We start from the raw sequence: 21,415 nt of genomic DNA on the forward strand, positions 1-21,415 counted from the left end.
AGCGCGAAAGATTAATGCAGATAGCCTAACGATTTTTTGTGTCACTCCAGCGAGGTTAGGAATCTAATAGCACTACACTGAGCGGCTAATGAAACCATTTTGAGCACAAAGTGCTCGGATGGAAGATCCTGTATCACGCTCCTTCGTCGCTGTACAGGATGACAAGAAATAGAAATATGCCACTCGCAGTTAAACGAGTGGCATTGTTCGAGAAAGATGGCGTTTTACATCAATAATAAGAGAAAGTAACGCTTACTTAATCAGCCCTACTTCTTTGTAGTATTTGAGCGCACCTGGGTGAAGAGGCGCAGATAAACCGTCTTTTACCATTTCCTCTTTCTTCAAGTTTGCAAACGCTGGGTGGAGACGGCGGAAATCATCGAAGTTTTCAAATACCGCTTTAACCACGTTATAAACCACATCTTCTGGTACCGCAGTAGAAGAAACAAACGTCGCGCCCACACCAAAGGTTTGAACATCACTATCTGTGCCACGATACATACCACCTGGGACATTTGCGACACGATAGAAGCTGTTGTCTGCAACCAGTTTTTCTACATTAGGTCCAGCTACCGTTACGATATTACTATCACACGACGTAGTGGCTTCTTTAATCGCTCCACTTGGGTGACCAACGGTATAAATCATCGCATCAATTTTGTTATCACAAAGTGCTTTTGATTGCTCTGCTGCTTTTAACTCAGAGACAAGCTTAAAGTCGTCGTTACTCCAACCATACTGGTTCATTAGCACTTCCATAGTACCTCGCTGACCAGAACCAGGATTACCAATGTTAACGCGCTTACCTTTCAAATCATCAAAAGTTTTGATGTTCGCGTCTTTACGTGCAACGACAGTAAACGGTTCTGGATGAACGGAGAATACGGCGCGTAGCTCTTTAAAAGGCCCGCTTTCTTCAAACTTACTGGTTCCTTTGTAAGCATGATACTGCCAGTCTGATTGCGCGATACCGAGGTCCAATTCACCAGCACGAATAGTGTTGATGTTATAAATCGATCCCCCAGTACTTTCTACCGAACAACGGATACCGTGATCTTCTCGCGATTTGTTAACCAAGCGACAAATAGCGCCACCAGTCGGATAATAAACCCCTGTTACGCCACCGGTACCAATCGTGACAAACGTTTCCTCCGCAGACGCAGAAAAGCCTGTTGTGAGTGCCGCTAAAGAAGCAGCAAGTGCGATTTGCTTAAACTTAAACATTGAACATCCCTTTTACTTGTGTTGATGACCGTTTAAGTATAGCAATCGTTAACAATTTGATAACGTTTGAGTTCTCATCCTTAGAGGTTGATTTATAGATATATACTTTTTTATCAACTTAACCTGCTGATAAATAGCGTTTATACTTTAACCCCATAAAAAAAGCGTTGTATAAACAACGCTTTGTAGTTAGTGAAACGGATGGTTACACCGTTGGGACTGATGCTCGCCACGCTTGGTTCTGGCTATCTGAGATAGATCGGAACAAGTCACGTAGCTCTTTCAATAAGCCTTCTTGGAAACCAATGTTTTCATCGGCTTTCTGTTTGGCTGCTTGTGCGCGAGTCGCTTGTACTTCATCATCTTTGCTGCGCGCTTGCGCTTTGGTTTGCTCTACATTCGATGCTGAGTTTGCCATCTGGCCCAAAGCTTGAAGAATCGCGTTCTTCGCTTGGTTTGAGCTCATCAACTTATCGAACTTACGGCCACCACTTGTCAGCTGCGCTGTCGTGTCTGCGATATTGTCTTTCGCTAGTGAGTGCGCACGCTTAACCTGATCTTGCTGCGTTTTAGACAAGCTATTGTTATTTAATAACTCTTCTGCTTGATCGAAGCCAGCTTTTTGCGTTTTAAGTACATTATTGCTCGCCATTTCATTCTTGATTTCTTTCCCTGCTTTGAAAGAACCAAGGGCACCAATAATTGCGGTAGCACCCGCTAGTACACCCGAAACGACTGCCATCGCGATCATCGCGCTTGCCGAGTTGTTGAGTTCTGCCGCTTGGCTTTCTAAACTCGCGACGTTTGCTTCAACAGCAATTTCACGTTGTAGCACTTGCTGCTCACGGCTCAGCTTTGATACTTGATACAACAATGTTAATAGCGTCAACGATTGTGATACCGCATCTGATGGTGACTTGATCACCTCCTCACCGTTAAGCGCTTTCATCGTTGTGCTCATTAATGAGCTCACCGTCGGTGCAAGAGCGCTCATTAGGTTTGCAACAACTTGAGCTTGGTTACTCACTGTAGAAGCTTTAGGTGTCTCTAACTGGTAGCGTGCTGCACCAGAAACACCTGACTCACTTTGGCTTTTAACGGCGCCCGCTTCAAGCTTTGTTTCCGGCGCTTTTTCTGCTTTGTTGGTTTTAATGGTGTCGCCTAAACCGTATAGTTCACCACGACCCGTTCCGCCTACTTTATCTAGCATAATAAACTCCTTATACCGTTGCAGGACGGCTTAACACCGTTTGCATAGTTTCACTTTTCGCTTGAATCATTTGCATGATGAGACTCATCAGCTCTTGGAAGTCTTCCATCAACTTACCAATCTCTTCTTTGAGCTTATCAATGACAGCCTGGCTTAACGTCATTTTGGCTCGAAGGTCTGTGATATCAGCCTGAATCTCTGTCACGTGAGCATTGTTAGCAGCGTGGACACTGTCCGTTGCGCCTTTACCCACGTTGACGGCAAGATCGACGGTTTCTGCGCCATAACGAATCGCTTTCGCTGTTGTTGTCGCAGCTTTTGTGCCCATATCCGCCACTTTCGCCATGTTTGCAGCGGCTTTCGTAGCGATTTCCGTGACCTTTTGAGCTACCTTACCAGCACCTTTTGCTGCAAGTTTCGCGATACCGCCAGCAGCTGCACCACCAAACGTCACAACAGCTCCGATAACCGCGACGGCGATTTCTAATGCCATTAAGACTTTGTTTAGCACATCGACATTTACGCCCGCTTCTTTTAGCGCATCTTGAACGGCTGGCTCTTGCAACGCCATGCTCACTGCTCCCATGACGCCACCAGCGATCATAAGTGCACCGGCTGCTGCACCAACACCCGTTGCCACCATTACGGCACCAACAACAATAGAAACCACCGCACTGATCCAACCAAAGATCTTCGCTGCTAAGCCTGATTTTTGGGCTTCTTTTGCAGCGGCTTCCGATTCTTTGATTTTGTCTTGGTTTTCCACCATCTCTTTTTCGTGCTTAGCTTTTGCGACCTTCACTTCCTGAATTTTCAGCTCGTTTTGAGCACTTTTCAGTTTATCCGTGATAGCAGCAAGCTCTACTTCAAAATCATCAGCAGATCCTGCGATGATTTTGACGGCAATCGAACCTGTTTGGTCTGCAACTGCATGGAGAGATTTTGCAATGGTATCGACGATCTTTTGCAGCTGTGCCATGGCTTTTAGCGTCAAATCATTCACTTTGTCACTAACAGCTGCGTTAGGTGCATCTAACTGAACTTTTACTTTTCCGGTGTTCAGTACATCTGCATCTTTACTCTTCACGTTTTCTACCGTCACAGAAGGCGTCGCTGTAGACGCCGTTTTCTGCACGTTATCTAACGTGGCTTGGCCAGATTCAGGGCTATAAACCTGTGTCTGGATGCGGTCAAGTGCAATAGAACTCATAGTCTAATTACTCCTTTTTATTTCTCACCGCTTCTAACATGATGCCTGCACGCTCATGCAAATCTGCATATTGTGATTTTCCGGCAGACATCTCCTTCGCGCTGTAAAACCCACTCTCTGCTTCTGTCAGTTGTTCCAGTTTAAGGTGACATTCAGCAGAGTGAAAAGGTGGGCGTGGATCATTTACGTCCACTAGCGCTGCGTAGCTGTAGGCGTCTATTGCCTGCAGATACTCACCCAACTCCTGACGAGCCGCGCCAAGGCCAATGAAAAATCGCGCCTGATAATGATCAAGCATGCTGAGTAATTGAAATACTTTCGCTGCTTGCTCAATCTTTCCCGATTGGAAAAAGTTGTAACCTACGGCATAAATGTGTTCGATGGTGTCCTGAGACACATCGTGCAACATTTTTAGCGTGCCTCCCTCTTCCAAAAAAGACAGCAGTTCTTCTGCTTGCATTTGAGATGGATCGGTCGCGTTTGTTTTAGTCATGGTTGGTTATCCTTAAATGGCTCGTAGGATTTCTTGTAAAATACTGTGGTACTTCTGAACAAACTTGTTCATCGCTTCAACGGTCGAGTTGTATTGAGAACTGGTGTCGTTCAGCTCAGTGGTTTTGATTTGCACTTCATCGTTAAGCAACTTGGATTTAGCACTGACAGAACTAGAAAAATTAGACAGCTTTTTCGACTTCTCTTCGTCTTGGTACGACGCACCATCACCGATAGTAATACCTTGTGTTTGAAGGAAGTCTCGATGGTTTGTTATTTTATTATCCGTCAAATACTTGTACTCAGGTGAAGCTTCAAAATCCGTTTGATTGCTGTAGTTAAAGTCACTCGCTTTGAAGTTACTTTCTGGATATCCCGGTTTATAAACCCCATCAACACTTTGCGTAGAGTGAATTTTTGATTGCACAACACCAAAAACTTTAAGCTGTATTGTGAGATCCTCTAATGCCTCTTTCTGGTCATTACGTTTCTCTAAACGGTTAACACGACGCTCATTTAGCGCAAGCAGCACTTGCTCATCAAAACGGTCTCCAATGCTGGACTCAACAACGGCCAACAAATCACGAGCCGTTAGAGAGTGCTCTGCTCTCACCTCGCGATCCGCTTTCTCTTTGTCGGTGATATTGAGTAGACGCTCTTTCAATGCCCCTAAGTTCTTGCGCAATGCCTCGTATCGCTCAGTAAATGAAGCCCCGGTAGATTCACCTTTTACTATTTTTTCAAACTGTAATCGGATATCTCGTTCGGTGTTTTCTTTGATCAAATTAACTTGAGCTGCCGTTATTTGTGTCTTTTGGACATCGGCTATCGCTCTGTCCTGGTAAAAGTCGTCGATTTCTATATTTGTTAAACTCACCGCGAAGTTGGCGAACAGACTAGAAAGGGTCAAAGGCTCAGTTCCACCAATAACAGTGTTAAGTGCTGCTTTTAGATTGTTCGTTCCACTCGCCTCACCATAAGCTGCGCTATATTGGCCTTTCACTTGAGCGGCCATTTCATCTAACGCTTCTTTAAGCTGCTGTTTAGAAATACCAGGAGTCCAGGTAATTCTGCTAGCTAGCGCACTTGCGTCATCGGTGCTTAAAGTAATACCAATGCCTTGAAAACTACTTTTTAATTGAGCTGAGACTTGAAGGGCGAAACTCTCTTTAGTCAACAGAAAGTCCGAGCTCTTCAGCTGCGCGAGATTAACGGAACCTAGGCTACTAAAGGCATTGCGAAGAAAAGAAATAGAAGCATCTCTCACTTCACGGGAGCCCATTTGATTAGCAAGCTCTGCAACAAAAAGAGAAATTTCTTTGGTGGCATTAGCCAGACCTGTCTCGGAGAGGTTGGCGATCTGCTCCGCTTGGTTACTCTGAGTGCCCAGATTAAATTGACTAACAAACTCAGTAGATAACGAGCTATCTACGTTTTCCGTCAGTAACTTACTAAACCAAGCCTGAAACTGATTTGATAGCGTTTGGTTTGTTTGAGCATTAAACTCGGCTGCGGTTAATTCGCCATCTGAGTTAGCACTTTGTAGCGACTTTATCCAAACAGATGCGGTGTCGGTCAATGATATATCAGCAAACGCGTTATTTTTCGCTTTTAGGTTTTCAAGTGTATCAACATAAAGCGCGATGCTTTGTGATTCCGTTTGTCCCGAGATAGTTGGCAATGAAGAGATTAGAGAGGCAAGTTGCTGAGTCTCTGCTTCACCCAGTACAGGGGTAAATGCCTCTATCAAGTTTTGTTGGAAAGTGGGTAATGGTGCACTACTCGCAGCTGTGTCTGTTGCTCCTATCGTAGAGCCAGTCGTTTTCATATTCGTCATTTCCAAACCTCTAAATCATCATGCCGCGCATCACTGTGGGACGCTTTCTGCGTTTACCTGACGTACCTTGTAGCTGAGTTTGTTGTTGCCGGCGGCGCTGGACTTCGTCTATTAGCTCTTGCTCTGCACGTTTCATGGTATCTACTGGTGCTTTTATGCCGCCAAGTAAAACATCACCCGCAACAGGACCAACACCTAAGCCTTCCAATAGCTCGTTAAAAATATCGGTTCTGTCTTCAGCTTTTCTAATGGCAAGCTCAGCGTTCTCAATCGCATCGGTAAACGGTTGCTTCATCTTGATTCCTATCTTAAAGCGGGTCATCTCATCGGTGCTGTCAGTAACAGTCGTGAGTTTTTACTTTTTCAACTTTTTCAAAGGTCTATAATCTGCTAGGCGTAAACAGTACCAGTCGTCTAGCTCATCATGGCTTGCACCGCATGCTTTTAGATAGAATTGTGCCAATCGCTGGCTGCTCATGTTGCTACCACGTAACACATCGACGTTGCCGCGAATGACCCAATCGGAGGGATAAAGTTGAATGGCATGTTCAGCCAAAAGAAATAAGCCGGCAAAGGGGTTACTCAACCCCAATTTGGGACGAACGCGTTTCAGAAGAACGATGATGATTTCACCGTCCTCCACCCGAAAAACGAGCTCTAAGCCTTCAACTTCAATTCGATAACCAAGTTGAATTTCACTTTGTTGCCAAAAGTATGGCGTCACTTCGATCCCCGCTTGCGCCAGCGAGAGTATTAGTTTTGTTTTCATTACATCCCCACCCTTCCAAGTGGCTGAATATTGATTTGCTGGGTTAGTTCTTGAAATGACAAAACGGGCAGATCGTAGTATTCCGATTCAATAAGCTTTCGCACATATCGGCGTACATCCATAGACACAACTAGCACAGGTTTATTCGGCATGCGGCTTAAGTCACCAATGGTCTGTTTCACATCACTGACAAATTGTTGCGTTACTGACGGATCTAACGCCAAGTAACTCCCTGCTGAGGTTTGACGAATACCGCTGCGTATTGTGTCTTCGAGATTTTGATCCAATAAGTAAGCGGGCAACATGTTTTGTCCGCTCGCGTATTTGTAGCAAATGTAACGTTTTAAGCTGGAACGAATGTACTCCGTCAGCTGTACAACATCTTTCTCTTTTTGGCCCCACTCAACCATCGCTTCCAAGATCACGCGAAGGTTTCGGATAGAAATGTCTTCAGAAACCAAGCGTTGCAAGATTTCCGTCATTTTTTGCAACGGAACAATACGCTGGGCTTCTTTGACTAGCTCCGAATAACTGCCTTCCATCTGCTCCAACAGATAACGCGTCTCCTGAATACCAATAAAGTCTTGTGCGTACTCCTTGAGAACATGAGACAAGTGGTACGTTAAAATTCTGTCGGGTGTGAGAAAACCTACATGACTGGCTACGAGTTTTTGCTCATAACTCTGTGCCACCCAAATGCTAGAAATACCAGGTAGAAAATCTTCATCTTGCTCATAAGGCACGCCTAATAAATCGATCTGTTCATTCCCTTCTGTCACCAAGAGTTGATCTTTAACAATTCGTCCTCGTGCAACCGGGACTTCTTGTAACTGAATTAAGTACTCGCCATTTTGCATCCCCTCGTTAAAGCGCAGGTGGATGCCTGGGAAAGGCACGCCTAGGTCGAGATATAGTGCGCGTCTAACCCTTGCTAGCTCTTCATTTAATGCGACCGCTTCCAAGCTTTCCTGAAGGCTCGCGTCAAGATCGATCAAGAGTGGGACCGTCATGGCAAACTCTTCTTGCTCACCTAATTTGCCTTTACTGTTTCTAGATGGAGTGGGTTTGCTTGGCTTCGCTGCTGGCGAACCGGCCCCTTGCGAAACAAAGCTTGATAAGTCGGTGCTATCTGATTCAGCTTGTTTTTTCTGTTGATAGAAAAGGAAGAAACCACCACCACCAACCACGGCGGCCAAGACAAGAAAAGTGATTTTTGGAAACCCAGGGATGAGTGCGAACAGCACCAAAAGCACACCACCAATAAGAAGCGCACGTGGCTGAGCAATCACCTGCCCACCAATATCCGACCCAAGATCAGAAGAGTCTTCATGAGAAACACGCGTCACGATAATACCGGCGGTAATCGCGATAAAGAGTGCCGGGATCTGCGACACCAAACCATCGCCAACGGTCAAAATCGCAAATAACTCAAGTGCTTCAGAAGCACTCATGCCTTTTTGCGTTACCCCGATCGTGACGCCACCTAAGATGTTGACCACAATGATGACCAGACCCGCAATGGAGTCGCCTTTAACGAACTTCATCGCGCCATCCATCGAGCCATACATTTGGCTTTCTTTTTCAATCAGTGATCGTCGGTGCCTAGCTTCGTGTACGTCAATTACTCCAGCACGCATGTCACCGTCAATACTCATCTGCTTACCAGGCATCGCATCGAGTGAGAAGCGCGCACTAACTTCTGCTACCCTTTCTGAGCCTTTGGTGATCACCATAAACTGAACAATGGTAATGATCAGGAACACAACAATACCGACCACTAAGTTACCGCCCACAACGAAGTTACCGAATGTATAAACGATTTGACCAGCATCGCCTTGTAGCAAGATCAAGCGGGTTGTCGTGATAGATAAAGACAGACGAAACAATGTCGTGATCAATAGCACCGCAGGAAATGCAGAGAACTCAAGTGGCGTGGTGATGTAAATCGCTAACATAAGCAGCACCACCGCAATGCTCATGTTGGTGCCAATCAGCACATCCACCAGTGCGGTAGGAAGTGGCAATATCATCATAAAGACGATCGCGAGTAACATCACCGCAAGCATGATGTCTTTGCGTTGCCCTACTTTGTTTAGAATATCGATCAACTTATTCATGTGATTCACTATTTAAAGATTGCAGATAGCGTCGGTGCGCTTGGCGTGCCCCATCGACGTCATTTTGTTTCCAACGCGCTTGGCTTAAACAAAACCAGAGTCCTGCCGAGTCAGGATGAAGGTCGGATTTTAATAAGTGCTCACACACCTCAATCGTCCGGGTATATCGACCACTTTGTAAACACGCCACAGCAAGTGTTTGCATCGCCTCTTTGTGATGCGGTTCTATTTCTAGAACCGCATCGAGAATAGAAATGGCATGCTCTGGCTTTTGGTATTGAACTTGTAGCGCAGCGTGAACAAGTAAGAGTTCAATGTCTTTGGATCTCAACATGTTGGTTAGACCTGAATAAGGAGATTGAGCGCCATAGTGAGGTAACGCTGATCAAGTTGTGTACTTTGTAGCGTTTCGGATGCTTTGATAAAAGAAACGGAGCCTGAGTCCTGTGCAAGAACTTGCAGCTGAGCCAACGTTTCATCGAACTGTTGGCGGTACTTTTCTGGACGCAACAACTCTGAGTGCAACAATTTTGGCTTGGTTAACGCGATTAGGTATTGGTCTGAAGGCCTGAGGTCATAGAGCTTCTCTAAATGCGTAGCGACCGCCTGTCCATCCGGAAGTAATTGAAACCGTTCAGGGAAATCGGCCTTAACCTCACTATGAGTAACATGCGTGAAGGCTTCTATGCCTACGTTTAAAGTGCTAACTCGAGTCATGAGCCTGCCACATCGTTATGCAGACGAGCCAAAAGCGTAAACGCTTGCTCTAAGGTCGGAAGTGTTACTTCTTCTCCTTTTAGCCTTGCTGAAAAAACCAGAGTTTGCTCATCTAACAAGCCGGTTTTAATTTCGAAAGGCCAGCCTTGATCGGCATGACACAAACACAGTGCACTTTGAATCATGTCACTGGTTTGATGCCAAGATAACGCTCGAGACAACATCAAGAATAACTGCTCACCCTGTCGCTCAATATGCAGCGTACCACTTTGCTCAAAATCCAGCTGCACCCGTCCAGCTGATGAGAAATCGACGGCATCGAGCCCCATTCCTCGGCAAAATTCATCGACGGATGCATCAATCCAACTCATCTTCCCACGCTTCCTCTTCTTCTATATCAATGGCTTCGTCTAGCGCCTTTTGTACCGCTTGGATTAAATTCTGTCGTTGTTCTTCATCGGCGAATACGTCAATTGGGATTGCGCGAACTAACTTATGGAACTCTCGAAAAAAATCGATTTTTTGTTCTACCGCCGTCAATTCCATTGCGTTGGCGACTTTCCATATCTCATCACTGCTTACCCATCGCTGCTCTACCAACGCAATCACATCAGCCATCAAATTAGAAACTTGATAAGCCATAATTCGTCCTTTCCGGTTTAAACATTTGGAACAGCTGACTCACACGATCTTGCAACGTATTTAGAGTTTTGAGTTTTTGCATATCGGACATCAACCACTGCAACTTAACCGAATCGATACTGCTACCTTGAACACTAAGATCTGCACTCATGCCTTGCAGCATAAAGTCAACAGCAGTCGATACCTCCTGCTCACCAAAGCGCGCCACTACATCTTGATAAGCCGCGCCGAGCCCTTGATAACTATGAACGGTATCGCGGTAGAAGCCGCGCAGCTGATGCAAAGAGCTAAACTCTTGCTCTTGGCTGTATTCATCAGCAAAATTTGAGACACGGATTTCCGTATCAATTTGAGACCATGTATCTGGGTTTTGCTCGATTCTTAGAAGTGCTTGGTCAATCAGCGCTAGTAGGTGTTTACTTTCTGGACTCGCACTCAAAAACTTTTTAACGGCTTTTAGGGCGAGGTATTGATGGCTTTTCTCCTCGGAAAACCCATTCAAGTAGGCTTGTAATTGCGCGATGGTCGAGATATTTCCTCCCGCCATTTTTGTAGCCAAATCTTTGATCTTTTGATTCTTTTCAAGATCAGGGACTTTTCTTAAATAGTCCGAAACGAGTTCATGTGCTTCATTAACTCGAACACCACTGTCTTTCACTTTGCGCTTGGTCAGATCTTTCTCTGCTTTTTCGGAACCGAGTGAAGTGAGTTCTTCCATCGCATCAAAAAGTGATTGTGTGGCATTGTGAACACGGACGGTTTCACCGCGATAATTGCCTTTTTGTGAAACGTCGGGGCGAGACGATTCCAACCCGTTTTGGATAGACGCATCAAACTTTGGATTTGTTGCGATATGATTGTTGATAATACTCATTCACTTGCACTCCTTCCGCACAATACAGGCGAATTATAGGAAGTGCGCTTTTTTGAAGCTGTCAAAATCAGACGTGTTTTTTTAGTGCGCTTTCAGTTTTCTAAAAACTCCCGACTGATATTCACTATAAATTGATTCTTATACTTTCTATCCTCTCAGCATCAATCATTGCGCATATTTTTACCTTGAACGATTTCTCATACATCACTGATATCCAACAATCTGCGATTAAACACACGCGTTTGATCCAAATTCGCGGGCGCGTTACACAAGTCACCGGCACCATTATCAAAGCTGTCGTCCCTGGCGTTCGTGTAGGTGAACTGTGTGAGTTGCGTAATCCCGATCAAACTCTGTCTTTGTTAGCGGAAGTGGTTGGCTTCCAGCAGCATCACGCTCTGCTCACCCCGTTAGGAAATATGTTTGGGATTTCCTCAAATACAGAAGTAAGCCCAATGGGCAAAATGCACGAAGTGGGTGTTGGCGACCACCTGTTAGGTACAACGCTTGACGGGCTTGGGCGTCCTTTCGATGGTACGCAAAGTCAGGAACCAAGTGCTTGGTATCCTGTTTATCGCGATGCGCCACCACCAATGCAACGTAAACTGATTGAAAAGCCAATCTCTCTTGGCGTTCGATCCATTGATGGGCTACTGACCTGTGGTGAAGGTCAGCGCATGGGTATTTTTGCAGCGGCTGGCGGGGGTAAAAGTACCCTACTGGCAAAACTGATTCGCTCCGCAGAAGTTGACGTGACCGTTCTCGCTTTGATTGGTGAACGTGGACGCGAAGTGCGCGAGTTTATTGAGCATGACCTAGGCGAAGAAGGTATGGCCAAATCGGTTTTAGTGGTCGCTACCTCTGATCGCCCAGCAATGGAGCGCGCCAAAGCCGCCTTTGTTGCCACTTCTATCGCAGAATATTTTCGTGACCAAGGTAAACGCGTGCTACTGCTGATGGATTCGGTGACGCGTTTCGCCCGCGCACAGAGGGAGATTGGACTAGCCGCAGGCGAGCCACCAACACGACGTGGCTATCCACCTTCTGTTTTTGCCGCTTTGCCAAAGCTGATGGAACGAGCTGGACAATCAGACAAAGGATCAATTACAGCACTGTACACCGTGTTGGTGGAAGGTGACGACATGACGGAGCCTGTCGCGGATGAAACTCGCTCAATTTTAGACGGGCACATCATTCTCTCGCGCAAACTTGCGGCAATGAACCATTACCCCGCCATTGATGTACTTCGGTCAGCAAGCCGAGTGATGAATCAAATCGTTGAATCCGATCATCAGGTGTCTGCTGCTCATATTCGCGAAATGTTAGCTAAGTATGAAGAAGTTGAACTGCTAATCAAAATTGGCGAATACCAACATGGCGCAGATAGCCGAGCGGATATGGCCATTGCACAAAGTGATGATATACGCGCCTTTTTACGCCAAGGCACTCATGAACCAAGCGATCTTGATGGCGCTATCGCTCAACTTAAAGGGATGGCGAAACAATGATAGAACGCTTATTAGAAATCAAAAAAATTCGCGCTGACCGTGCGGATAAAGCCGTCAAGCGTCAAGAATACCGAGTGTCAAACGCCGCAGCACAGGTTCAAAAGGCCGAACGTTCTGTCGCGGACTATCACGTTTGGCGCCAGGAAGAAGAAGAGCGACGTTTTGCTAAAGCAAAACAACAAACGCTCGTTCTTAAAGAGCTGGAAACATTAAGACAAGAAATCGCGTTGTTAAGAGAGAGAGAAGCCGAACTTAAACAACGTGTGGCCGAGTCAAAAAAAGCGCTTGAAATCGAACGCTCGGCACTTAAAGAAAAGCAAAAAGAGGCGCGACAAGCCCATAAAACCAAAGAAAAATTCGTTCAGTTGCAGCAACAAGAAGTCGCGGAAAAATCGCGAGAAAGGCAATACCAAGAAGAACTCGAACAGGAAGAGTTTCGCACTGTCGACATTATCTAAAGGTTCACTATGCGCATTACCCCAACAACTGAAACATCGAATACGCTGCACAAATCAACGCCGGAACAAGTGCCTCTCGAGAAGGAGGCCGAGCTTCAATCACAATTCGAGCATGCAATGACGAAGAAGCCTAGCAAGGGAAAGGAGTCTATCGTTGCGAATCCCCAAAAAAATCATACTGGCGAAGAAGACATACCGCTAAGGCATAAGACATCTCAAGGTCTAGATAAGAAACTTAACCTATCGAACCAAGAAGCCAACGCTGACAAAAACACCTCCACTTTAAAAGGTAAAAGTGACGTCGTCACTAAGAGAGATATAGAGAAACCGCAAGACGACGCAGCAAATAGCGAAGAAATAATTAGCGAAAACAATAAATTGCTTAAAAATGATGGAAAAAGCGATGGCGACACAGTTCTAAGCTCCCCTTCTACCGAGCGTGTTGATCCTCACTTTCAAGCTCAAGCTCATTTGAAAGATGATAAACCGACGCCGATGGATAAACATACCTCGCCGGATTGTCTCTCTACGCTTGAATCTGGCTTGCTTCCCCAAAGTGCGACAGAGACAGAGCTCGCTCAATATGGGATTAACATTGTTGGCTTAACGAAAAAGCAAACTGAAAAAACGCACAATAAGCGTGCAACTCCGTCGCTACAGAATACAGGCAAACGACCAGACCAAACTGGTGGCCTGCCTGAAACCAAGCCTCTTGAAAAAATCGAGACGAAAAGCGCACTATTCGCCGTTAAAACGGATGAAGAAAAAGTGCCCTCTCAGCCCTTTGCAAGTGCGGTAACACAAGGCGATGTCATCCTAAAAAGTGTTGCTTCGCAGGCTCAACCAAGCCCAACGCGAGACGTAAACCAATTACTCCAGCAATTGGTGGACAAAATCTATGTTGCTCTGCCAACCGCATCGGACAACAAAGAGGTTCGGCTGTTTCTAAGTGAAGGGCAATTAAAAGGTGGTGAAATCCACATCAAGTTGGACGCTCAAGGGTATAGCGTGACGATTCGACAAGAGCATGCCCTTTCCATTATTAGCCAGCAAGCTAGACAAGATCTTGCTGAACGGCTAAACCGATTCGGCGGTGAGCAGCCACTTCGCTTAGCGATCAGCGAACAAACTCAACAGCTCGATCAACAACAACATGAACAACAACACTCACGCCAACAACGCAGCGTGTATGAAGAATGGCAAGCGGAGAATGACCTATGACGCCGTTAATAATCCCCAAAGTGGATGCAGAAAGTATCGCGCTCAGCAATCAACTTTGTGCAAAACAGTGCCACTTCCAAGGGACTGATGGTCAGAGCGTATCGATTACTGTTGCTCAAATCCCTTCATTTGAAGGGTTCCGTTTAACCACGTTGATTGGAGGGCAAACCCTACAAGTAGACTTTTCTCGTGCGCAGCTCCAACATTGGCTGAAATCGACCTTAAATGCTACTGCGTTTGAGTCCCTGCCTAACTCCCTCCAGTTAGCACTTTTGAGCTCACAGATAGAACCGCATAGTGAGGCAATCAAAGCGCTATTTGGTCAGTTACCCATTCTTAGTCAACTACAGCCGTTAGAGGCGAGCCAGGCCCAAGAGCATACTTTAATGTTAACCCTCAATAAGCCTAACGGCTCTCTTTGTTTGTGGGTTAGCGAAGGATCAGACGTGTTGTTGGATGCGCTACCAAACAGCGCTGCTCTACAAGCTCGACACCTCGCTTTACCTGTGTGGTTAAGTCTTGGAAGGACCCATTTGACGTTAAGCGAATTTAATTCGCTCGAGCTGGGAGATGTCATCTTTTTTGACGATGGTTACATCGCCAAGCAACAAGCCATTTTTCAAGTATCTAACCAGAATCTCTGGCGCTGCCAACTGGATGACCAAACTCTTCACATTATGGAAAAAGAAACCAATATGAATGACGTAAACACTTCAGAAATGTTAACCGACCACCAGCAACTGCCTGTGGAACTCACGTTTGATATCGGCCATCAAACCATCACGCTAGAGCAGCTTAACCAGCTTCAGCCAGGGTACGTATTCGAGCTAAACCAGCCTGTATCTAAGCCGGTAACATTGCGTGCCAACGGCAAAATCATTGGTGAGTGTGAACTGGTTAATGTTAACGAACATTTAGGTGTGCGCGTACTGGAGCTGTTCGGTGGCACGCAGGAGCCAGCATGATCCAGTTACCCGACGAGCTCAATCTCATTGTCAGCTTAGCACTGCTGGCACTGATCCCATTTATCGCCATGATGGCGACGTCATTTGTGAAACTCGCCGTTGTATTCTCACTGCTGCGTAACGCTCTCGGTGTACAGCAAATTCCGCCGAATATGGCGCTTTACGGATTGGCTATCATTCTGTCAATTTTCATCATGGCTCCCGTCGGGTTTGAAACCTACGACTACGTAAAGCAGCATGATATCTCCCTTGAAGATTCTGCAAGTGTAGAAGGCCTCATTGAAAGCGGTTTACAGCCTTATCGAGAATTTTTGAAAAAGCATATTCGGGAAACCGAAGCCATATTCTTCACTGATGCTGCACGCACATTGTGGCCACAGAAGTACGTAGACCGTTTAGAGTCGGACAGCTTATTGCTCTTACTGCCCGCATTTACCGTCAGCGAGCTTACTCGCGCTTTTGAAATTGGCTTTCTGTTGTACTTACCGTTCATCGCTATTGACCTAATTGTGTCGAATATCCTACTCGCGATGGGGATGATGATGGTATCGCCAATGACGATTTCCCTCCCCTTCAAATTGTTGCTTTTTGTCTTGCTTGACGGCTGGACAAAGCTCACCCACGGCTTAGTGTTGAGTTACGGTTAATCACGGAGAAAGTATGCATTCTGCTGAAATCATTCATTTCACGACTCAAGCATTAACCCTAGTGTTGTACTTGTCATTACCGCCGATTTTAGTCGCAGCATTGGTTGGTACATTGGTGTCGCTTATTCAGGCGTTAACTCAGGTCCAAGAACAAACGTTAGGCTTTGTGGTCAAGCTTATCGCGGTCATTATTACGCTGTTCGTCACAACGCAATGGCTAGGGGCAGAGCTCCACGCCTTCGCCTCGCTTGCTATGGATAAAATTCCTCAAATACGATGAGTTATCACGACTTACACCAGGTTTTATTTTTGTACAGTCTGACGTTACCTCGGTTAATGGCATGCTTCATCTTTTTGCCTATTTTGAGCAAGCAAATGCTAGGCGGCACCATGGTGAGAAATGGTGTGCTTTGCTCACTCGCGCTGTTTATATTTCCGATGATTAATCAGCAAAGCTTGCCCGCAGAAACCGACGGCATTTGGCTGATAGTGATTTTGGGTAAGGAGGTATTAATTGGGCTATTGATAGGGTTTGTTGCTGCTATCCCCTTTTGGGCGATAGAAGCGGTCGGTTTTCTGGTCGACAACCAACGTGGTGCTGCCATGGCAAGTATGTTTAACCCAACGCTAGGCTCACAATCCACACCAACAGCCGTGTTGCTGACCCAAACGTTGATTACCCTGTTCTTCTCTGGCGGGGGCTTTGTCACTTTTATCTATGCGTTATTCAAAAGCTATACATCTTGGCCGATCGTGGACTTTTTCCCAACCGTTAGCGACGCATGGGTTAGCTTCTTCTACGCGCAATTTGAACAGCTTATGTGGCTTGGTGTGTTGATGTCCGCTCCACTAGTGTTGGCAATGTTTCTTGCTGAGTTTGGTCTGGCGCTTATCAGTCGTTTTGCACCGCAATTGAATGTTTTTTTCCTTGCCATGCCAATAAAAAGTGCCATCGCGAGTGTTTTACTGATCGTGTATCTCGGAATAATGATGGATCACTTTGAAGTACAGTTTTACGGCATTACCCGATTCGCAGAACAACTCAATACCATTTGGCAATAACGCTTAGGATTCTTTATGAGTGCAGAAAAAACTGAGCAACCCACCGCAAAAAAGTTACGCGATGCTCGACAGAAAGGTCAGGTTGCCAAAAGCCAAGAAATCGTATCGTCTGCATTAATTTTGGCGCTCATAATTGTACTGTTTGCGTTCGCCGATTATTACATGTCGCACATCTCAGCGCTTATTCTCCTACCAAGTAAGCTTGCTTATCAGGGTTTCCAAGATGCGCTAGTCGATGTCGCTATCGCCATCGCAAAAGAAATTGCCTATCTACTCGCTCCGATTATTCTGGTTGCTGCACTCGTCGCCATCTTTTCCAATATGGGGCAGTTCGGGTTCCTATTTAGTGGTGAATCCGTTAAACCCGACATCAAAAAGATCAATCCCGTCGAAGGTGCCAAACGCATTTTTTCCCTCAAGAGTGTGATTGAGTTTATCAAGTCGATCCTTAAAGTCTCTCTTCTTTCCTGCATTATCTGGGTGACATTACGCGGTAACATCAACACTTTAATGCAAATTCCAACTTGTGGGCTAGAATGTGTCCCGACCATTACTGGCGTCATGATTAAACAATTAATGATTATCTCTTCGGTAGGCTTCATCGTCATCGCTGCCGCAGATTTTGCGTACCAGAAGTTTGATCACACGAAAAAGCTCAAAATGAGCAAGGACGAAGTGAAGCGCGAATACAAAGAGATGGAAGGCAGTCCAGAAATAAAAAGCAAACGTCGTCAGTTACACCAAGAGCTACAAGCCTCTAATCAACGTGAAAACGTTAAACGTTCTAATGTATTAGTTACAAACCCAACACATATCGCGGTTGGCCTTTATTACAAGAAAGGCGAAACGCCCCTGCCCGTCATCACTTTGATGGAAACCGATGCGGTAGCCAAACGTATGGTCGCAATCGCTAAAGAGGAAGGCGTGCCTGTGATGCAAAAAGTCCCTCTTGCTCGTGCACTATACGCCGACGGTAACGTCGACCAGTACATCCCAAGCGATCTTATTGAGGCAACTGCGGAAGTGCTTCGTTGGTTGGCTTCGTTAGAGTCCGAGGCGGACTAACAAACCACATCCCATTCAAGATCTGGGCTTACAACTGCCCAGCTTTCAACCTCGATACTTTCAACGCTATAATGCGGTATCCTTTAACTGTATGTTGTTTTTATGAAATCTAGCTTAAGCATTCGCTCCTACACGAAACGTATGAGCCGACATACTCATAGTGATTATCATCAACTGGTGCTTCCTCTCCAGGGCAACATACATATTGATATGGATAGCTATGTCGGAAAGGTGGCGGTTGGCGACTGCATAGTCATCCCCAAAAGTTGTGCTCACGGGTTTAATGCCGAAGAGTCATCACGCTTTATTGTTGCGGATATGACCACTTTGCCCACTCATTTGATGGATAATAGTGTGGCTGTGTTTTCGATTAGCCCGCCTCTACTGAGCTTTATCCAGTTTGTCGAAAAGCAACTTGAGTATCAGGTTAATGATGAAATTGAAAACTCAATGGTTGCAACCTTCTATCTGTTGCTGGAGCAGCAAAAGCGGTCTCGCTCCGTGGATTTGCGTATTCGAGATGTACAGGTTGTGATCGCGGAGCAGCTTGATCAGCCACTCACCATTGCCTCATTAGCGAATGCCGCTTGCTTGAGTCCGACGCAGTTTAAAAAGCTTTTTAAAGAGCAGCTAAAAGTGAGCGTCCATAAGTACATTACACTACAACGTATGGAAAAAGCCAAAGCACTACTGACTCATACAGACCTTCCAGTTCAGTTGATAGCTGAACGAGTTGGTTATAGTGACCTTTCCGCGTTTAGTCGACGGTTTTCAATGCATTTTGGTATGTCTCCTAGAGAGTTTTCCCGATAGTCACTAAAATAGTCTTCTGGAACAAGTATTCCGTCTTTTCAGCACAAAAATCTCTATCGCTTTCTTTTATTCTTTCTACCCTAAAACAGCCATTCACTAGGTAGAAATTACAGTGTTAAAAAAACATTTCACCGACTATCAATTAGGAACTTTATCCATACTTTTTGCTTCAACCCTGTGGGGAACGACGGGCACCGCTGCCAGCTTGGCACCGGATGTCAGTGCTCTCGCCATTGGCGCATTTTCTATGGGTATTGGTGGGTTTATGCAAGCATGTCTATCTGCGAAGTCACTGAAGAGAGATTTTCGAAAAGTCGTACATAAGAAGAAAACGTTACTGATTAGTATTATCGCCTTAGCCACCTACCCACTGGCTTTTTATTCATCAATGCGATTCGCTGGTGTGGCTATTGGTACGGTTATTTCTATCTCCACTGCTCCTTTCTTTTCTGCTTTGTTAGAGTGTCTCTTTAGCCGAAATCAGACCATAACCAAGCGCTGGATGATGAGTTTCGCAATCGGGGTCATTGGCATTACCTTGTTGCTGGCTTCTGAGTCATCCGCAAATAGCTTATTTGATCAGGATATGAAGCATTGGGGTGTATTACTTGGCCTATTGGCAGGTTTGACGTACGCCATTTACTCATGGGGAGTAAAGGCTATGATTGACCACGGCATTGAATCGCAAACGGCCATGGGAAGTGTTTTTGGTATTGGTGGAGTTTTGCTTCTACCAACACTTTTCATCACGGGTGATAATCTATTTGCATCGTCAACTAATACGGCGGTCATGCTCTACATGGCCTTGATTCCAATGGGGTTAGGTTACGTCGCTTTTGGGTTTGGGCTACGGTTTGTTACAGCCAGTGGAGCTAGCATACTCACGCTATTTGAACCTGTTATCGCAGCAGCACTAGCAGTTGCGATTGTTGGGGAAGAAATTTCTTTCATTGGTTGGGTTGGTATAACGTTGACACTTGTGTGTTTGTTTCTTCAGTCGAAAAGTTAAATTAAACCGATATTAGCCAGCCCCAAAAAGGAACGCTGACGGTAGATAAAGTAAGGAGCAGCACCTACTCCCTACTTTACCATTTGAAATTACACCCAGCCTTCTGCCAAGTACATCAATCGCAATTGACTTGGTGAGCCTAGTTTTTCTAGCGCATCTAATTGGACGTCACTCAGGTTTGGGCATTTATCAAGATAAACTCGTCCGTTTGCTGCATCTAGGGGGAGCTTGTAGGTGAGCTTTTCGTTTATTTTACTTGCTTCCCCTTTATCAATCGCTCGAACAGCTGGCATGAGCCAATCCCAATCTTCTCCTAACAGTTTTTTAAACGCCCCGTTAGCAATAGACTCGGTTTTACTTGGTGCATCCTCTGGGCTTAGCTTCAAGATAGAGTCTACGTCAGGAACCAAGTGCTCACTTGGCTCTGAACCCAACATCTTTTTCAGTGTTAATCGAGCGGTTTCCATCTCTTGTGCCTCTTTAGGCGCTTGAGGAGAAGTCATTGCAGTATTCTCCTTAGGACCAAGGTACGCCATTAATGCGCGGACAGAAGCCGGATCTTGCATACTGAAGGTAAAGTCTCCTTTGGCATTAGAAACTTCAAGCCTTGGTAAAACACCAGACATCTCACCTTGCATGAGTTGTTCTTTGACTTCTGTATTTAGTCCGTATGCTCCAGCTTGGTTCGCCACAAAACCACCGCCGCTCATGATAGCAGTCGTTGCCGCAGAACCGATTGCCTCTTTTGCTATCGGTGTGACGCCCACCGTTGCTACAGAGCTAACACCGAACGTGCCCAGGCTCCCCGTCGCCATACCTAACGTAGCTCCAATGCCACCTTCAGCCGACAGTATCGCATGACCTTGAGCCAAGGTTTGCTGCATCGGCATAGAAAGACGTTGATCTCGCCCTGGCAGCTGTGAAATTTGTTCTAACTGATGATGGTAAGCCTCAGCATCACCATTTACGGCCGCTTTGTGCAACTCTCTACCTGTAGAAATCAATAAGCCAACGCCAGGTAATGCCAAGTTAATAACGGCGTTCACACCAGAACCTTTTAGCTTTTCTTTGCCCATCTGCAGCAGTTCAGCAGCGAAGCCATCCATTTTTCCTGGATACTGGGCTTCTAAACTCACCTGCATACGCGGATCTTTGCTGATCGCATCAAACGTATTTTTAAGCTGCTGGTACGTATCGCTGCTCACTTTTATTTCATCCAATAGGCTGACAACTTCTAAGATTTTACGCTCAGTAAGTGGCTCACCGCGATAGCCTGAAGGACTCACTAGGGAGTAAGCCAACAGCGCAACCTCAGGTTTTTCTTGCTTAAGTAGCGCCTGCTTTAAATCAAGGTGAGTTTTGATGTTTTCTTGGAAAAACTTAGTGTATTTGCTTCTCAATACGCCTTCGTGAATAGAAGCAAACTTGTGACCTTTGTGGAATGTGGAAGGCTCTTTTACTTCACCTCTTTTGCTGATCACTCGGTCATCTTTTTGCGCAGCAACTGCACGAAACTGTTCTAGATCAGGTACTGGGCTTTGGCTGATTTTTTGTGTTGTATTAACCATTTTTCTC

At 45.7% G+C, this 21,415-nt stretch carries 24 protein-coding genes; 10 read left to right on the plus strand and 14 right to left on the minus strand.

Annotated features, from left to right (window positions below; genetic code table 11):
- Positions 1-252: 252 nt before the first annotated feature.
- The 13 genes from KI742_RS20170 to sctW all read right to left on the minus strand — a co-directional run bounded on the left by KI742_RS20170 (position 253) and on the right by sctW (position 11,092).
- Positions 253-1,224, minus strand: coding sequence for a TAXI family TRAP transporter solute-binding subunit (locus KI742_RS20170; RefSeq protein WP_005388171.1), 972 nt, complete (start codon positions 1,222-1,224; stop codon positions 253-255).
- Positions 1,225-1,429: 205 nt separating this feature from the next.
- A complete protein-coding gene (gene vopD, locus KI742_RS20175) occupies positions 1,430-2,434 on the minus strand; it encodes a type III secretion system translocon subunit VopD (protein ID WP_285385457.1) in 1,005 nt (334 codons plus the stop codon).
- A 10-nt stretch (positions 2,435-2,444) separates the two neighbouring features.
- Entirely contained in the window at positions 2,445-3,644 is a 1,200-nt protein-coding gene (vopB, locus tag KI742_RS20180; RefSeq protein ID WP_285385455.1) for a type III secretion system translocon subunit VopB, read from the minus strand.
- Between the two features lie 7 nt (positions 3,645-3,651).
- The gene (vcrH, locus tag KI742_RS20185) at positions 3,652-4,137 is read right to left on the minus strand and encodes a SycD/LcrH family type III secretion system chaperone VcrH (protein WP_005377258.1); all 486 of its coding nucleotides are present in this window, start codon (positions 4,135-4,137) and stop codon (positions 3,652-3,654) included.
- 12 nt (positions 4,138-4,149) lie between these two features.
- Positions 4,150-5,973 (minus strand): virulence-associated V antigen, encoded by a 1,824-nt coding sequence (locus KI742_RS20190; RefSeq protein WP_277987589.1) that lies wholly within the window; start codon positions 5,971-5,973, stop codon positions 4,150-4,152.
- A gap of 10 nt (positions 5,974-5,983) precedes the next feature.
- Positions 5,984-6,268 (minus strand): LcrG family type III secretion system chaperone, encoded by a 285-nt coding sequence (locus KI742_RS20195; RefSeq protein ID WP_005377254.1) that lies wholly within the window; start codon positions 6,266-6,268, stop codon positions 5,984-5,986.
- A gap of 60 nt (positions 6,269-6,328) precedes the next feature.
- Positions 6,329-6,742 (minus strand): LcrR family type III secretion system chaperone, encoded by a 414-nt coding sequence (locus KI742_RS20200; RefSeq protein WP_053304394.1) that lies wholly within the window; start codon positions 6,740-6,742, stop codon positions 6,329-6,331.
- Positions 6,742-8,868 (minus strand): SctV family type III secretion system export apparatus subunit VcrD, encoded by a 2,127-nt coding sequence (gene vcrD, locus KI742_RS20205; protein WP_086013006.1) that lies wholly within the window; start codon positions 8,866-8,868, stop codon positions 6,742-6,744. Before vcrD ends, KI742_RS20200 begins: the two co-directional genes overlap by 1 nt.
- Positions 8,852-9,193 (minus strand): type III secretion system chaperone VscY, encoded by a 342-nt coding sequence (vscY, locus tag KI742_RS20210; protein WP_158156522.1) that lies wholly within the window; start codon positions 9,191-9,193, stop codon positions 8,852-8,854. The genes vcrD and vscY overlap by 17 nt, the downstream gene beginning before the upstream one ends.
- A gap of 5 nt (positions 9,194-9,198) precedes the next feature.
- Entirely contained in the window at positions 9,199-9,576 is a 378-nt protein-coding gene (gene vscX / locus KI742_RS20215; RefSeq protein ID WP_064368455.1) for a type III secretion system protein VscX, read from the minus strand.
- The gene (gene sycN, locus KI742_RS20220) at positions 9,573-9,947 is read right to left on the minus strand and encodes a type III secretion chaperone SycN (RefSeq protein ID WP_005388159.1); all 375 of its coding nucleotides are present in this window, start codon (positions 9,945-9,947) and stop codon (positions 9,573-9,575) included. Before sycN ends, vscX begins: the two co-directional genes overlap by 4 nt.
- Complete coding sequence (locus tag KI742_RS20225) at positions 9,934-10,218, minus strand: TyeA family type III secretion system gatekeeper subunit (protein WP_005377239.1); 285 nt, start codon at positions 10,216-10,218, stop codon at positions 9,934-9,936. The genes sycN and KI742_RS20225 overlap by 14 nt, the downstream gene beginning before the upstream one ends.
- Positions 10,199-11,092, minus strand: a complete 894-nt coding sequence (gene sctW, locus KI742_RS20230; protein ID WP_017821331.1) for a type III secretion system gatekeeper subunit SctW — start codon at positions 11,090-11,092, stop codon at positions 10,199-10,201. The genes KI742_RS20225 and sctW overlap by 20 nt, the downstream gene beginning before the upstream one ends.
- 185 nt (positions 11,093-11,277) lie before the next feature.
- Between sctW and vscN the strand changes: the two genes are divergently transcribed.
- From vscN to KI742_RS20280, 10 genes are all read left to right on the plus strand, one after another.
- Positions 11,278-12,600 (plus strand): SctN family type III secretion system ATPase VscN, encoded by a 1,323-nt coding sequence (vscN, locus tag KI742_RS20235; RefSeq protein WP_130546116.1) that lies wholly within the window; start codon positions 11,278-11,280, stop codon positions 12,598-12,600.
- Complete coding sequence (locus KI742_RS20240; RefSeq protein ID WP_005377236.1) at positions 12,597-13,058, plus strand: type III secretion protein; 462 nt, start codon at positions 12,597-12,599, stop codon at positions 13,056-13,058. The genes vscN and KI742_RS20240 overlap by 4 nt, the downstream gene beginning before the upstream one ends.
- A gap of 9 nt (positions 13,059-13,067) precedes the next feature.
- A complete protein-coding gene (locus KI742_RS20245; protein ID WP_206970889.1) occupies positions 13,068-14,279 on the plus strand; it encodes a type III secretion system needle length determinant in 1,212 nt (403 codons plus the stop codon).
- On the plus strand, positions 14,276-15,244 hold the full coding sequence (gene vscQ / locus KI742_RS20250; protein WP_017634547.1) for a SctQ family type III secretion system cytoplasmic ring protein VscQ: 969 nt from the start codon (positions 14,276-14,278) through the stop codon (positions 15,242-15,244). The genes KI742_RS20245 and vscQ overlap by 4 nt, the downstream gene beginning before the upstream one ends.
- Complete coding sequence (gene vscR / locus KI742_RS20255; protein WP_005377232.1) at positions 15,241-15,891, plus strand: SctR family type III secretion system export apparatus subunit VscR; 651 nt, start codon at positions 15,241-15,243, stop codon at positions 15,889-15,891. The genes vscQ and vscR overlap by 4 nt, the downstream gene beginning before the upstream one ends.
- Positions 15,892-15,904: 13 nt before the next feature.
- A complete protein-coding gene (vscS, locus tag KI742_RS20260; RefSeq protein WP_005377227.1) occupies positions 15,905-16,171 on the plus strand; it encodes a SctS family type III secretion system export apparatus subunit VscS in 267 nt (88 codons plus the stop codon).
- Positions 16,168-16,953, plus strand: coding sequence for a type III secretion system export apparatus subunit SctT (gene sctT, locus KI742_RS20265; RefSeq protein WP_285385451.1), 786 nt, complete (start codon positions 16,168-16,170; stop codon positions 16,951-16,953). The genes vscS and sctT overlap by 4 nt, the downstream gene beginning before the upstream one ends.
- A 15-nt stretch (positions 16,954-16,968) precedes the next feature.
- Positions 16,969-18,018, plus strand: a complete 1,050-nt coding sequence (gene vscU, locus KI742_RS20270) for a SctU family type III secretion system export apparatus subunit VscU (RefSeq protein WP_151514828.1) — start codon at positions 16,969-16,971, stop codon at positions 18,016-18,018.
- A 102-nt stretch (positions 18,019-18,120) separates the two neighbouring features.
- Positions 18,121-18,831: an AraC family transcriptional regulator gene (locus KI742_RS20275; RefSeq protein ID WP_021707757.1), complete on the plus strand. Its 711-nt coding sequence runs from the start codon at positions 18,121-18,123 to the stop codon at positions 18,829-18,831.
- A 106-nt stretch (positions 18,832-18,937) separates the two neighbouring features.
- Positions 18,938-19,840 (plus strand): DMT family transporter, encoded by a 903-nt coding sequence (locus tag KI742_RS20280; protein ID WP_373417447.1) that lies wholly within the window; start codon positions 18,938-18,940, stop codon positions 19,838-19,840.
- An 89-nt stretch (positions 19,841-19,929) separates the two neighbouring features.
- Here the strand turns inward: KI742_RS20280 and KI742_RS20285 are convergent, their stop codons facing one another.
- Positions 19,930-21,408, minus strand: a complete 1,479-nt coding sequence (locus KI742_RS20285; RefSeq protein WP_025768120.1) for a hypothetical protein — start codon at positions 21,406-21,408, stop codon at positions 19,930-19,932.
- Positions 21,409-21,415 lie beyond the last annotated feature (7 nt).

Source organism: Vibrio sp. D417a (genome assembly GCF_030248595.1).
Taxonomy (GTDB): Bacteria; Pseudomonadota; Gammaproteobacteria; order Enterobacterales; family Vibrionaceae; genus Vibrio; species Vibrio alginolyticus.